At 69.8% G+C, this 13,856-nt stretch carries 11 protein-coding genes; 5 read left to right on the top strand and 6 right to left on the bottom strand.

The window, feature by feature from the left end:
* Positions 1-15: 15 nt before the first annotated feature.
* The gene (locus DJ81_RS08935) at positions 16-909 is read right to left on the bottom strand and encodes a bifunctional methylenetetrahydrofolate dehydrogenase/methenyltetrahydrofolate cyclohydrolase (RefSeq protein ID WP_094523105.1); all 894 of its coding nucleotides are present in this window, start codon (positions 907-909) and stop codon (positions 16-18) included.
* Between the two features lie 349 nt (positions 910-1,258).
* Between DJ81_RS08935 and DJ81_RS08940 the strand changes: the two genes are divergently transcribed.
* Positions 1,259-2,770, top strand: coding sequence for an anthranilate synthase component I family protein (locus DJ81_RS08940; RefSeq protein ID WP_094523107.1), 1,512 nt, complete (start codon positions 1,259-1,261; stop codon positions 2,768-2,770).
* Entirely contained in the window at positions 2,767-3,402 is a 636-nt protein-coding gene (locus tag DJ81_RS08945; RefSeq protein ID WP_094523109.1) for an aminodeoxychorismate/anthranilate synthase component II, read from the top strand. The genes DJ81_RS08940 and DJ81_RS08945 overlap by 4 nt, the downstream gene beginning before the upstream one ends.
* Positions 3,403-3,418: 16 nt before the next feature.
* On the opposite strand, the gene DJ81_RS08950 is transcribed toward DJ81_RS08945, so the two are convergent.
* A complete protein-coding gene (locus DJ81_RS08950) occupies positions 3,419-5,269 on the bottom strand; it encodes a BCCT family transporter (RefSeq protein WP_094589365.1) in 1,851 nt (616 codons plus the stop codon).
* A gap of 71 nt (positions 5,270-5,340) precedes the next feature.
* The gene (locus DJ81_RS08955; protein ID WP_094589367.1) at positions 5,341-6,576 is read right to left on the bottom strand and encodes an NAD-binding protein; all 1,236 of its coding nucleotides are present in this window, start codon (positions 6,574-6,576) and stop codon (positions 5,341-5,343) included.
* A gap of 208 nt (positions 6,577-6,784) precedes the next feature.
* Between DJ81_RS08955 and DJ81_RS08960 the strand changes: the two genes are divergently transcribed.
* Positions 6,785-7,165 carry a Rid family detoxifying hydrolase gene (locus tag DJ81_RS08960; protein ID WP_094523115.1) on the top strand — a complete coding sequence of 127 codons (381 nt, stop codon included), beginning with the start codon at positions 6,785-6,787 and terminating at the stop codon, positions 7,163-7,165.
* A gap of 211 nt (positions 7,166-7,376) precedes the next feature.
* On the opposite strand, the gene DJ81_RS08965 is transcribed toward DJ81_RS08960, so the two are convergent.
* The gene (locus tag DJ81_RS08965) at positions 7,377-7,652 is read right to left on the bottom strand and encodes a hypothetical protein (RefSeq protein ID WP_170938286.1); all 276 of its coding nucleotides are present in this window, start codon (positions 7,650-7,652) and stop codon (positions 7,377-7,379) included.
* 143 nt (positions 7,653-7,795) lie between these two features.
* On the opposite strand from DJ81_RS08965, the gene DJ81_RS08970 reads away from it, so the two are divergent.
* Positions 7,796-9,307, top strand: a complete 1,512-nt coding sequence (locus tag DJ81_RS08970) for an NADH-ubiquinone oxidoreductase-F iron-sulfur binding region domain-containing protein (protein ID WP_094589369.1) — start codon at positions 7,796-7,798, stop codon at positions 9,305-9,307.
* The gene (gene fdhF / locus DJ81_RS08975) at positions 9,304-12,588 is read left to right on the top strand and encodes a formate dehydrogenase subunit alpha (protein WP_094523121.1); all 3,285 of its coding nucleotides are present in this window, start codon (positions 9,304-9,306) and stop codon (positions 12,586-12,588) included. The genes DJ81_RS08970 and fdhF overlap by 4 nt, the downstream gene beginning before the upstream one ends.
* Positions 12,589-12,651: 63 nt before the next feature.
* On the opposite strand, the gene DJ81_RS19450 is transcribed toward fdhF, so the two are convergent.
* Together DJ81_RS19450 and DJ81_RS19455 are read right to left on the bottom strand one after the other, a co-directional pair.
* Positions 12,652-13,254 carry a BBE domain-containing protein gene (locus DJ81_RS19450; protein WP_212589836.1) on the bottom strand — a complete coding sequence of 201 codons (603 nt, stop codon included), beginning with the start codon at positions 13,252-13,254 and terminating at the stop codon, positions 12,652-12,654.
* Entirely contained in the window at positions 13,236-13,838 is a 603-nt protein-coding gene (locus DJ81_RS19455; protein ID WP_212589837.1) for an FAD-binding oxidoreductase, read from the bottom strand. Before DJ81_RS19455 ends, DJ81_RS19450 begins: the two co-directional genes overlap by 19 nt.
* Positions 13,839-13,856 lie beyond the last annotated feature (18 nt).

A 13,856-nucleotide genomic window follows, 5' to 3' on the forward strand; every position in this document is an offset into this window, starting at 1 on the left:
CCGCCGCCGATCGGGCTACGGTAACTCGACGTCGACGCCCGACTGGAGGCCGGCGGCCTTCGTCGTGTTGTACATGAGCATCGCGATCGTGAGCGGGCCGACGCCGCCGGGGACCGGCGTGATGGCCGACGCCTTCTGTTTCGCGCTCTCGAAGTCGACGTCGCCGACGAGTTCGTACCCCTTCTCCGTGTCGGCGTCGACCCGATTCACGCCGACGTCGACGACGACGACGCCCTCCGAGAGCATCGATCCGTCGATCATCTCCGGGACGCCCGCGGCCGCGATGACGATGTCGGCGGCGCGGGTCTTCGCCGCCAGATCGGTGGTCCGGGAGTGACACACCGTCGTGGTGGCGTTGCCGCCCGGCGCCTTCTGTACCAGGAGGTTCGCCATCGGCTTCCCGACGATGTCCGACCGCCCGACGACGACGGCGTCTTTCCCCTCTGTGTCGACGTCGGCGGCCGCGAGGAGCTTCTGGATGCCGTGCGGCGTACACGGCTTGTATCGCGCGTCTCCGGCGACCATGCGGCCGACGTTCTCGGGGTGGAAGCCGTCGACGTCCTTCATCGGGTCGATGCTCCGGAGGATCCGCCGGGCGTCGACGTGGTCGGGAACCGGCATCTGCACTAAGATCCCGTGCACCGAGGGGTCCTCGTTTAGCTCCTCGACTCGGTCGAAGAGCCGATCGGCGGGCGCGTCGGCGTCGATCTCGTGGTGGTAACTCTCGATGCCGATCTCCTCGCAGGCCCGTCGTTTCATCGAGACGTACGTCTCGCTCGCCCCGTCGTCGCTCATCAGTACCGTCGCTAGCCCCGGAGTGACGCCCGCGTCCGCGAGCGTCCCCACGCAGTCGCCGACGTCGGCTCGGATCCGATCGCCGATCTCGTTACCGTCGATTATCGTCGTCATGGTGGTGATGTCGTTGTCATGGTGATGATGTCGTTGTCATGGTGATGATGTCGTTGTCATGGTGATGGTGGTTTCCTCGCCGTCGCCGACGGCCGGAACGCGCCGACGGAACGCGACGGCCGATGCAGCGTTATCAGTTCGCATGCTACTGTTCGGTCGGGGCGTAAAGTCGCGGGCGGGGAATAGTACGGGTATTAAAATACCCACCGATTTTCGTTCCGCTCGTGTGACAATTCGAGTTTGCGTCGGATGGATCGTCACTCCGCAGAACGTTTTTGACCGAACGTCCGTTATCCGTGGTATCAGTTCCGAACGATCTGTGACGGTCGTTCGGAGATGACTGTATCAAATGACAGATCCACTCGTCGTCACGGAGAGGGAATCGTTCATCGAGATTGCCGCCGCCGCCCCGGACGGTTCGCGGGTCCCGGTCGAGGTCCGCGTCACCGTCTCGGACCCGTTCGAGTCGTATCGGCGGGCGCGGAACGCGAACGGCGACGGCGTCTACCTGGAAACCACGGGGGGACAGCCGGGTTGGGGGTACTTCGCGACCGATCCGGTCGAACGGGTGCAGGTGGACGCGGAGGCGCCGTCGGCCGACGGAGCCAGCCCGAGCGTCGAGGCCATCGACGCGCTGCTCGACCGCCAGCACCTCGTCCGCGGCGACTGCGACGTGCCGTATCCGTGCGGCGCGTTCGGCTGGCTCTCGTACGACGTCGCCCGGGAGCTCGAGGACCTGCCGACGACGACGGCGTCGGACGGACTGCCCCGGCTCCAGCTCGGCGTGTTCGACCGGGTCGCCGCCTGGGAGGAGCCCCGCGACGACGACGCGACCCGGCTTCGCGTGACCGCGTGCCCGGTCGTCGACGGGTCGCCGGCTGACGCATATAAGGCCGGCCGAGAGCGGGCGCTCGCGCTCGTCGAGGCGGCGCTCCACGGCGACGGCCGGACCGCCTCGCCTCCGACGCCTGAGAGGCGGGCGACCTTCGAGAGCGAGTGCGGTCAGGAGGCGTTCGCCGACCGGGTGCGGGCGATCAAAGAGCACGTCCGGGACGGCGACACCTTCCAGGCGAACGTCTCCCACCGGCTGGTCGCCCCGGTGACGGTCGATCCGGTCGACGCGTACGCGGCGCTGCGGCGGGTCAACCCGGCTCCCTACTCCGCGCTCGTCGAGTTCCCCGGGGTCGACCTGGTGAGCGCGAGCCCCGAACTCCTGATCGACGTGGAGGGTGACCGTCTGCTGACCGAGCCGATCGCCGGCACACGGCCGCGCGGCGAGACCGCGACGACCGACGCCGACCTCGAAGCGGACCTGCTGTCCGACGAGAAGGAGCGTGCCGAACACGCGATGCTGGTCGACCTCGAACGCAACGACCTCGGCAAGGTCAGCGAGTACGGCACCGTCGACGTGCGGGAGTACCGCCGGGTGGACCGGTACTCGGAGGTGATGCACCTCGTCAGCCTCGTCGAGGGCCGGCGCCGCGACGACTGCTCGATCGCCGACACGGTCGCCGCGGTGTTCCCCGGCGGCACCATCACCGGCGCGCCGAAACCCCGGACGATGGAGATCATCGACGAGATGGAGACGACCCGACGAGGCCCCTACACCGGCTCGATCGGCGTGTTCGGCTTCGATGACCGCGCGACGCTCAACATCGTCATCCGCACTCTCGTCCGGTACGACGACGAGTACCGGTTGCGGGTCGGCGCCGGCATCGTCCACGACTCCGTTCCCGAACTCGAGTACCGGGAGACGCTCGACAAGGCCCGCGCGCTGGTGACGGCCGTCGACGAGGCGCTCGGAGAGCAGGGGGCCCTCGCCGTGGACGCCGCGAGCGACCCGCTGGAGGGCGGCCGATGATACTCGTTATCGACAACTACGACTCATTCGCGTACAACCTGGTCCAGTACGTCGGCGAGTTCGACGACGTCGTCGTGAGGCGGAACGACGCAGTCGACGTCGCGGACGTCCGTGCCCTCGATCCCGACGGGATCGTCGTCTCGCCCGGGCCCGGCACGCCCGAGGCGGCCGGCGTCTCGATCCCGATCTTCGAGGAACTCTCCTACCCGACGCTCGGCGTCTGTCTGGGTCACCAGGCGCTGTGTGCGGCCAACGGGGCCACGGTCGGCCACGCCCCCGAGGTCGTGCACGGGAAGCCCTCGCTGGTCCGCCACGACGGGGCGGGGCTCTACGACGGCGTCGATGACCCCTTCGAGGTGGGTCGGTACCACTCGCTGGCCGTCGAGCGCGACGACATCCCCGGCGAGCTCGAGGAGACCGCTCACACCATCGCGGAGGGGCGGGCGGACGGGGCAGACGGCGTCGACGGGTCGAACGAGGCGGACGGGACGGACGGCGACGACGGCATCGTGATGGGCGTTCGCCATCGAGAACGGCCGCACATCGGCATGCAGTTCCACCCGGAGAGCATCCTCACGAGCCCGGGGAAGCGCATCATCGAGAACTTCTGTACGAGCATCGCGGGCGGGTGAGACGCCCGCCGCGGGGTCAGTCGTTGTCCGGTGGATCGAGATCCGGGTGGGTCTGGATCTCGGGGAGCCGGTTCCGGACGTGGCCGATGACTGAGGTGTGGCCTCTTTCGTGCCGATAGAACGTGCCCGTGAGCCCGATCAACGCCACGAGCGACAGGACGGCGAACGGCCCGCCGGTCAGGACGGCCAGCGCCTGCAGCGTCCCGGCGCCGCCGACGAGCAGCACGGCGACGGCGACGCTTCCCTGTAGGACTCCCCAGAAGACGATGCTCGCGCTCGAGGGCGCCAACCCCCGCTTGGCCGCGAGCGTCGCGACGACGAGCGTCGACGTGTCCGCCGACGTCGCCATGAAGGTGATGATGAGCGCCAGAAAGAGGAACATCAGCAGTTGGCTGAGCGGGAGCGCCTCGAACAGCGGGAAGCCGGCGACGGCCTCGGCACTCCCGTACGACGACATGGCCGCGAGCACGTCCGCCCGTCCGGTATGCTGGACGAACAGCGACGTACCGCCCAAGATCAGGAACCAGGCCATCGTCGCGGCCGAGGTGGCGATCACGCTGACGAACACCACCGTCCTGATGCGGCGTCCGCGGGAGAGGGCGGCGATGAACAGGCCGGCGAACGGCGCCCACGAGAACCACCACGACCAGTTCCAGACGGTCCAGTCGGCGACCCACTGGCCGTCGAGGTAGACGCTCAGCGGGACGAAGTTGACTGCGTAGCTCCCCAGCGCCTGCGTCCCCCGCTCGAAGACGAACGTTCGGGGGCCGACGGCGACGATGAGCGCGGCAAAGAGACCGAAGAGCAGCATCGTCACGCCCGAGATGCGCCGGATGCCGCGGTGGACGCCGCTCACCGCCGACAGGCAGAATATCAGCGTGAGCCCGCCCACGAACAGCACCGGGCCGAGCCGCCCCGCCGTGACGCCCCACTGGAAGCTCGTGCCCGTGAGGAACTGCTCGCTCACCAGCGCGACGGACGTCGCGATGCCGCCGATGATCGCGAACACTGCGAGCGTGTCCACGAGCGTGCTCCACCGGGAATCCAACCCGTCGACGCCGAGGAACGGCGCCAGGATCGTCGAGACGCGGAGCGGGGCGCCCCTGTTGAAGACGAAGTACGCGATTGGGACTCCGATGACGGCGTAGGCGCTCCACGCCGACAGTCCCCAGTGGAACAGGGCGTACGTCAACGCACCGCCGATGGCGGCGCTCGACTCCGGCGCGGCGTCGACGTACGGCGGCGGTGTCTGGTAGTGGAACAGCGCTTCCGCCGGTCCCCAGAACACCACTCCCGCCGCGATGCCGGCGGTGAACACGAGCGTAAAGAACGTCGGCAGGGTGTACGACGGCTCGACGTCGGGACCACCGAGCTTGATCCCACCCCAGGGACCGAGGAGCAGGAACAGACAGTAACACACGGACACGAAGACGGCGGCGAGGAACACCGGACCGCCGACGCTGAGTATCGCGTCGGTCACGCCGCCGACGACGCCGGAGACGGCGTCGGGAAGGGCGACCTGCAGGAGGAAGAACAGCGCGAACAGGACGACGGCCGGCGCCAGCGTCGCCAGCTCCTGTCGGGCGAGGAACCCGCGCAGCATCTCTCGGACGCCCCGACGACGGACCCGCAACAGATACGACTCCGGCAACGCCCCCTCCTCGTCCGACGAGTGAGGGAGAACGGCGAGGTAGCCGAGGCCGGAGCTGAAGAACACCAAGGCGATCGTCAGCCACGCTTCGCCGGAGACGGTTTCACCGATAAAACCGGGAAAAAAGAACCCGGCGAGCACGATGGCCCCTGAGACGGCACACAGCGGCACGAGGACGCTTCCGGCGACTCCACCGCGCTGGCTCCCGGTACTCATACAGACCCATGTTAGCGAATCACACTGATAAATGTGTACCGTGCAGGGAGCGATCGCGCGTCGGTTGGAGCCTACTCGTCGTCAGCGTTGCCGCTGATCTCGTTCAACAGCGATCGCGAGTCGCCACCGAGCACCGATCGGCCGAGGAGCCGCCCGCCGATCTCGAGGGGGTTAATGACGTCGTCGGCCCCGACCGACTCGAGCTTCTCGACGTTCCGCGCCTCGTTGGCGGCCGCGACGATCCGCACGTCCGGGTCGACGTTCCGCGTCGCGAGCACCGCGAGCACGTCCCGTGCGTCGTCGTCGCTGCCGACGACGACCCCGCGGGCGGCGTCGGTCCTGGCGTCGCGCAACACCGACTCGTCGGTCGGGTCGTCGGTGAGGACGTTCACTCCCTCCGTGTTGAGCTGGGAGGCGGTCTCCTGGTCGGGCGTCACCACCACCAGCTCCGTCTCCGCACCGAGTTCCTCCAGGAGCGATTCCGTCACGTCGCCGTACCCGAGGACCACGACGTGGTCCTCTAAGAGTGTGAGTTCAGATGCGGTCATGTTTCCGAACGCCGCGGCCATTCGCGATTCGATCGCCGGACCGATGAGCGCACCCACCGCGACGGTGAAGGCGCCGGTACCGAACAGGATGATGGACAGCGAGAACCACTTCGAGATCCCCGTCGTCGGGGTGATGTCGCCGTAGCCGACGGTCGCGATCGTGACGATGACGTAGTAGAAGGCGTCCCCCCACGTGGAGATGCCGCCGAACTGGTCCCGTAACCCGTAGGAGCCGACCGTCCCGTAGAGAACCACGCCGAGGATGGCGGACAACGACGCGATCTGCAGCGACGAGAGGTCGAGCGACTGGCGGAACTGGTCGCGGTTCCGGACGTGGAGCGGGAAGGTGATCGCGATGAGCACCAACACCGGGATGTCGGTCGGCCGGAGCGTCGTCAAGGGTAACACGGCCAGCGCCGGGACGACGACGGCGGCGGCGAGCCAGGCGATGCGTTTCCGGCGCTGGAGGCCGACCGCGAGGATGCCGAGGACGAACGCGAACAGGACGCCCCCGAACCGCGCCAGCGGCACCGCGAGCGACGTCGGCAACAGGCCGGCCAGCGGTCCCGCCAGCGTCACCGACGGCTGACTGAGGTTCGACAGTCCCGTCACAAACGACAACAGCGTGAGGGCGGCGGTCAGTGACACGGTCGATCGCGCGCCCGAGAACTCCCGCCACTCGACGAGCGGTATCCTATCGGCGGGATAGAAGATCTCCTCGATGGCCCGCTGAACCGGACCGCCTGATGAGTCGGACACCGGGGGTCAATTCTCAGACTCCATATAAAAAACGCTCGCCGTCAGAGGGGCGGACCGCGGAACTGAGCGGGCGGAGATCGACCGCAGTCGGTACCGCCGCCTCGCCGCGTCGAGCGAACCGTTCCACGACCGATCCGGAATCCGATAGGTCGTGTCGTCGGTGGCGGCCACGGCCGGATTTATACGGGGTCCGCGGGTAACTCCGATCATGAAGCGCACTATCAGCACGGACGATGCGCCGGCGGCGGTCGGGGCGTACAGCCAGGCGACGACGAACGGCAGTCTCCTCATCACCGCGGGCCAGCTCCCGCTCACCGTCGACGGCGAGCTGCTCGACGACGAATCGGTCGCGGAGCAGACCCGGCAGTGTCTCGAGAACGTCGCGGCGATACTCGAGTCGGAGGGGCTCTCGCTCAACGACGTGCTCAAGACGACGGTCTTCCTCGACGACATCGACGATTTCGACGCTTTCAACGAGGCCTACGGCGAGTTCTTCGACGAGGACCCGCCGGCCAGGAGCGCCGTCGGCGCCGGCGCCGTGCCGAAAGGCGCGGCGGTCGAGATAGAGGCGATAGCGACCACCGAGTGACGACGGGGACGGTGGCCGCCGGGCGGGCCATCGATCCCAGGGGGTTCGACGGCCGCTACACCGCTACTACGCCGTCAAGGGCCGGAGCCCCAGGGGCCTCCGACCCGGGCGCTCGCAGAGCGGCTCGACCAGGGCGGCGTCGTCGACGACGACACGCCGATCGCTCGGCTGCCGGCCCGACCCGTCGACGCTGGAGACGACCGACGGAGCGCTACCGGAGCTGCATCTCCTCGGCCCGCTCGACGGCCAGTTCGGCGACAGCCTCGAGGTCGTCCTCGGAGCGGTCCGCGAGCACCCGGAGCAGCATGCCGAGCTGTATCGCCGCGGTCTCGCGGAGTTCGGTCGCGTCGCCGGTGTCGTTGCCGAAGTAGTACTCGTGGCGGCCGTCGTCGTGGACGAGGCCGCCGTACACCGAGCGCAGTTCGCCGTCGGTGATGGCGTCGGCCGCCTCCGTCCGGACCTCCTCGAAGCGTGGATTCGTCACGATGGAAGGGGCGGGCGCTGGCACCTAACCCCTTCGCCGCGCCGGCGCCGCACCCCGGACGTGTCGGCCGACTGGTCGGTTGTGGTATCGGGCGTCGGGGCCGCGGCGGTTGCGGGTTTTTTCCGTTCACGACCACGAGCGAAGACATGTCACGACAGACAGGCGCAGTCGGTCGGTCGCCAGTCGTCCGCATGGCGACGAGCGACGGCGAGGACGCGGTGGCCGCGGCTCGTGCGGCGTCGGAGTCGGTCGCGGTCGTCCGGACGGGACCGACTGGAATCGGCGAGAGCGACCCGCTGGTCATGGCGACCGTCGACGGCAGGACGGCGTTCTTCGCCGGTCCCACGGACGCGGGCGTCGAGGACGTCGTCTCGACGGTGGCCGGCGGCGAACTGCCGACCGACGGAGCGGACACCGTCATCGAACACGAGCCCGGAACGGAGACGCTCCCGGTTCCGGATGCCGGGTCGCTCTCCGTCGGCCGGCGGGCGGTGCTCGGGCCGTGCGGCTGGGTCGACCCGCTGGACCCGACCGAGCGGCCGTTTCTCTCGGCCGAACGGTCCGCCGAGGCGCCCGCCGACGCCGGACTGCTCGGCCGCGGACGCGGTGACGCGGCGGCCGACGACCCGGTCGCAACGGAGTGGACGACGGCCCGGGAGGCGGACGGCGACCCGGTCGTGGTCGCAAACGCGAACGAGGCTTATGCCGAGCAGCGCGCCGACCGGACGCTCCTGTGGGGGGTGCCGATGTGCGTCCTCGACGGGATGGCCGCGGTCGCCGACCGCGTCGGCGCCGACGACGCCGTCCTCTACCTGAACGAGTCCGACGTCGCCCTCGTGCGACACCTCCGCGAGGCCGTCGACGCCGCTAGCGAGCACCTCGACCTCGACGTGCAACTGGTCGCGGGACCGGACGAGCACCGCGCGGGGGCGCCGACGGCGGCGCTGGAGGCGATGGAGGGCGCCGACCGCATCGAGCCACGGCTCCAGCCGCCCTCACCCGCCGAGCACGGCCTCTACGGCCGGCCGACGGTCGTCCACACGCCACGGACATACGCGCAGGTTCGGCACGCGATGGCCGAGCCGGACGCCTTCGACCCCGGGGCCGCGGACCCCGGGACCCGGCTGTTCACCGTGACGGGCGACGTCGCGGCCCCGGCGACGGTCGAACTGCCCTCCGCGAGTTCGCTCGCGGCGGTCCGCGAGGCCGTCGACCTCGAGGGGGCGTTCAAGATGGCCTGCGTCGGCGACGTGCTCGGCGGCTACACCCGTGACCTCGATGTGAGGGCGACGGCGGGGTCGCTCCGGGCGGCGGACCTCGGGACCGGGGGGGTCGTCGAGTTGCTGGACGAGAGCCGGTGTGCCCTGGCCGACGCCGGCGACCGCGCGACGTTCGCCGCCAGCGAGAACAGCGGGCGCTGCGTCCCCGGTCGCGAGGGAACCAAGCAGCTGGCCGAACTGCTGCGGGACGTCTACGACGGCGACTTCGAGGACGAGAAGATACGCGAGCTGGGGCGGGTGATGCGCCGGTCGAGTAACTGCCGGACCGGCGCGCACGCGCCACGGCCCGTGACGACCGTCATCGAGAGCTTCGGGCCGGAGGTGCGCGCCCACGCTGACGGCCGCTGTCCGGCCGGGAGTTGCACGGGGGAACTGTGAGCACCGACGACGCGCTCCCCGGCGTGCCTGACTTCGAGGACCCCCAACCCTCGACGCCGGTCACCGCCGAGTTCGACACCGGCACCGCCAACGATCCGGAGGTCGGGACCGACGAGGGACCGACGACCGTGACCGTCGACGGCGAGCCGGTGACGCTGCCCGGCGGATCGACGCTCATCGATGCGATGGAGGCGCTGGACGACGACGTCGTCAGCGTCGACCCCGGTGCCGACGGCGTCTCCGAGGACGCCGACGTGCCCGCACTCTGCTACTACGACCGCGACGGGGACTGCAGCGGGGAGATCGGTCCGCGTAGCGAGTGCCGGACCTGTATGGTCGAGACCGACGAGCACGGCCTCGTGCCGTCGTGTTCGTTCCCGGCCGAGGACGGCCTCGAGGTCCGGACCGACACGCCCGACGCCGCGGAGGCCCGCAGCGTCAACCTCGACCTGGTGCTGTCGAACCACAATCTCCGGTGTACGACCTGCAACGGCAACGGACGCTGCGAACTGCAGGACGCCGCCATCAGCGAGGGCGTCGACCACCCCCGGTACGGCGTCTTCGACGAGCGGGACGCGTACGAGCCCATCGACGACACCTCGTCGTTCATCCAGATCGACCGCAACAAGTGCATCCTCTGTAACCGGTGCGTCGAGGGGTGTAGCGACGTCCAGGTCGAGGGCGTCCTCCGTATCGAGGGCCACGGTGAGGACACCCGCATCGGCTTCCAGTCGGACGCCGAGACGATGCACGACTCCGACTGCGTCTCCTGTGGCCACTGTGCGACGGTGTGCCCGACGGGCGCGCTGACCGAGAAGGGCATCGGCGGCGTCGCGACCCTGCCGCTGCCGGGGTTCACCCAGCGCAACTCCATCGGCAAGGTCATCGAACACGAAGACGTCGAGACAATCGACGAGACGGACGCGCCGAACCGGACGTTCGGCGGGACCGCCGAGGTCGAGGCCGATGGGCTGGAGGGGTTCGTGTCCGCGGCCAAGCGCCGCGCCGGCGACGTGGCCACGGAGTACGGTCACAAGGCGTTCCTGGCCGGCGAGCACACTGCCGAGAGCATCGCCGCAAACACCCTCCCGGAGGGCCGGTTGTTCGACATCGCCGGCGTGGTCAGCGACTACCGGATCGGCAAAATCGACAAGCAAGAGACGACCTGCGGCTTCTGTGCGGTCGGCTGCCGGTTCGAGATGTGGGGCAAGGACGGCGACTCGCTGGGCGTCGTCCCGGTGGACGACCCCGACGACGCGCCGGCGAACAACTTCTCGACCTGTGTGAAGGGGAAGTTCGGCCACGAGTTCGCCAACAGCGAAAAGCGGCTGACGGAGCCGCTCGTCCGCGACGACGACGGCGAGTTCGAGGCCGTCTCTTGGGCGGAGGCTCTCGATCACGTCGCCGACCGGCTGTCGAGCATCCAGGCGGAGGCTGGCGTCGACTCGGTCGGCTGTCTAGCCTCCTCGAAGGGGTCCAACGAGGAGGCCTACCTCGTCCAGAAGTTCGCCCGCCAGGTGCTCGGGACGAAGAACATCGACAACTGCGCGCGGCTCTGTCACTCCTCGACGGTGGCGGCGCTCCAGCAGACCGTCGGCTACGGCGCGATGACGAACCGGATCAACGAGGACGTCGGCGAGGCCGACGCCTACCTCATCAGCGGCTCGAACACGACCGAGTCCCACCCGGTGCTGGCGACCCGAATCAAGCAGAACGTCCGGGACGGCGCCGACTTGGTCGTCTTCGACCCGCGGAGGATCGGCATCGCCGAGCACGCCGACCAGTACACCCGCACCAACCCCGGCTACGACGTCGCTTGGCTCAACGGGATGATGCGGTACATCGTCGAGAACGGCCTCCACGACGAGGCGTTCGTCGAGCGCAACACGAAGAATTTCGATGCGCTGAAAGAGAAGGTCCAGGCGTTCACCCCCGAGAAGGTCGAGGAGCTGGCGGGCGTCCCGCCGGAGGAGCTGGCCTCGGCCGCCGAGACGCTCGCGGCGGCCGACACCGTCGTTTTCGGCTGGGCGATGGGGATGACACAGCAGTCCCACGGCACCGAGAACCTGCTGGCGATGGCGGACCTGGCGCTCCTGCTCGGTCAGCTCGGCAAGCCCGGTGCCGGTCTCTCTCCCTTCCGCGGCCAGAACAACGTTCAGGGCGGCGGCGGCGACATGGGGACGCTACCGGGCAGCCTGCCGGGCTATCAGGACCCCGTCGACGACGAGGTCGGCGAGAAGTTCGCAGACGCGTGGGGCGAACGCCCGCCCGAGGAGCCCGGCCTCAAGGTGCCCGAGATGCTCGCTGAGGCCCACGAGGGCAACCTGAAAGCGATGTATGTGGTCGGCGAGAACCCGGCCCTCTCGGAGCCGGACATCCAGCACGCCGAAGCGGCGCTGGACGACCTCGGGTTCCTCGTCGTCCAGGACATCTTCATGACCGAGACGGCCGACCACGCCGACGTGGTGCTGCCGGCGGCGACCTCGCCGGAGAAGCACGGCACCTTCACCAACACCGAGCGGCGCATCCAGCGGGTCCGGCCGACGGCCGACCCGCCGGGGGAGGCGCGGCAGGACTGGGAGATAACCCAGGCGCTGGCCCGCCGGCTCGGCTACGACTGGGACTACGACCACCCGCGGGAGGTGATGGACGAGATAAGCGACCTGACGCCCATCTACGGCGGCGTCTCCTACGAGCGGCTCGAGGGCGGCGACGTGCACGGCCTGCAGTGGCCCTGCACCGACGCCGACGACCCCGGCACGCCGTACCTCTACGACCACGAGGAGGGGAACTTCAACTTCGAGGACGGGAAAGCCCGGTTCGTGCCCGCCGACGGCGGCCATCCGGGCGAGATACCCGACGAGGAGTACCCGCTCACGCTCACCTCGGGCCGCGTGCTTTACCACTGGCACACCGGCCAGATCACCCGCCGCGTCGAGGGGCTGATGAGCCACGTCGGCGAGAGCTTCGTCGAGGTCAACCCCGAGACGGCCGACCAACTCGGCATCGGCGACGCGGAGTACGTCCGCGTCGAGTCCCGTCGCGGCTCCATCGTCGTCGAGACGCAGGTCACCACCCGCGTCGGTCCCGGGACGCTATTCATCCCGATGCACTTCGCCGCCGGCGCCGTCAACAAGCTGACCGGCGAGACGTTCGACCCGACGGCCGGTATCCCGGAGTACAAGATCTCCAGCGTCCGCGTCGATCCGCTCGGCCCGGAGACCGACGAGACCGTGCTGCGCGCGCCCGGCGCCGGCCGGGGTCGCGCCGGCGACGACTGACGCGGACCGTCTTCGGACCGCCGTCGACGCCGCCAATCGCGGCGTGATCGGACGCTCCGACACTCAGCCGTCCGGCGGGACGTTCCGGTTCGACCGGAAGCGGTTCTGTGGGTCCCAGCGCCGCTTCACGTCGACGAGCCGCCCGTAGTTATCGCCGTAGGCCGCACGGACGCGGTCGCGTCCCTCGTCGGCGGTGAGGACGTTCATCGCCGCCGCGCCGGTCGTGTACGGCCGGACGGCGTCGTGGAACTCGCGGACCCAGGCGACGTGGTCGTCGTCGCGGGCCGGCTCCTCCCAGCGGGCCTCCGCGAGCAGGTGATGGGTCGCGTCCCGGTGGGGGTAGGCGGTGGCGTCGGTCGGCGGTGCGGTCTCGGCGCCGCTCCGCGGGGAGACGAACACCGTCGCGCCCGACGACGGCGCCCGGGCCGCGTGCTCCCCGATCGTCTCGATGGCCGAATCGGAGAGCGACGCGAGGTACTGGCTCCGCAGGGACGTCCGTATCGAGCCCCGGCTCTCGCCGGCGGCCTGGAACGACGCGTACGACCGCGGGCGGATGCTGTCGGCGATGGGGTCGCCGGCCGTCCGGAGCGGCGCCAGCGCGTCCTCGCCCTCTGTGGGCGGCCCGGCGTAGCACGCGATGCACATCGTCACGCGCGTGCCGTGCACATCCTCCGGGAGGATGTCGGCGGGGTAGACGAGCGGCCCGCCGAGTATCTCCGGGGCGAGCTCATGCAGCGGAACTGGAAGGACGTGACGACGCCGACGTTGCCGCCGCCCCGGAGCGCCCAGAAGAGGTCCTCGTTTTCCTCCTCGCTGGCGCGGACGAGGTCGCCGCCGGCGGTTACCACGTCCGCGGCGAGGAGGTTGTCGCAGGTGAGGCCGTGCTTGCGGCTGAGCCAGCCGACGCCGCCGAGCGTCAGCCCGGCGACGCCGATGTTCGGGTCCTGGCCGCCGAGGACCGCCGGCCCGAACGCCTCCGTCTCGTGGTCGACGTCGCCCCAGGTCGCGCCGGGGCCGACTCGCGCGGTCCGCTCGCCGGGGTCGACCCGGACGGCGTCCATCGGCCGGCAGTCCAGCAGTACCCCCCCGTCGGGCAATGCACAGCCGGAGACGTGGTGGCCGCCGCTCCGGACGCCCAACTGCAGGTCGTACTCGCGGGCGTCCTCGTAGCCGGCGTCACCCGGCTCGAGGACGTCGCCGCGCGCTCGCTCGCGGAGGGTCGCCGCTGGGTCGTGTGCCGGGTCGGTCACGCGGGAAGCGGGAGGGCG

It is taken from the genome of Halorubrum sp. Hd13 (genome assembly GCF_002252755.1).
In the GTDB taxonomy this organism is placed as follows: Archaea; Halobacteriota; Halobacteria; order Halobacteriales; family Haloferacaceae; genus Halorubrum.

Excerpts from the sequence above, each read along its gene's own strand:
- DJ81_RS08935 (WP_094523105.1), bottom strand. The coding sequence starts at position 909 with ATGACGACGATAATCGACGGTAACGAGATCGGCGATCGGATCCGAGCC.
- DJ81_RS08940 (WP_094523107.1), top strand. The coding sequence starts at position 1,259 with ATGACAGATCCACTCGTCGTCACGGAGAGGGAATCGTTCATCGAGATT.
- DJ81_RS08945 (WP_094523109.1), top strand. The coding sequence starts at position 2,767 with ATGATACTCGTTATCGACAACTACGACTCATTCGCGTACAACCTGGTC.
- DJ81_RS08950 (WP_094589365.1), bottom strand. The coding sequence starts at position 5,269 with ATGAGTACCGGGAGCCAGCGCGGTGGAGTCGCCGGAAGCGTCCTCGTG.
- DJ81_RS08960 (WP_094523115.1), top strand. The coding sequence starts at position 6,785 with ATGAAGCGCACTATCAGCACGGACGATGCGCCGGCGGCGGTCGGGGCG.
- DJ81_RS08970 (WP_094589369.1), top strand. The coding sequence starts at position 7,796 with ATGTCACGACAGACAGGCGCAGTCGGTCGGTCGCCAGTCGTCCGCATG.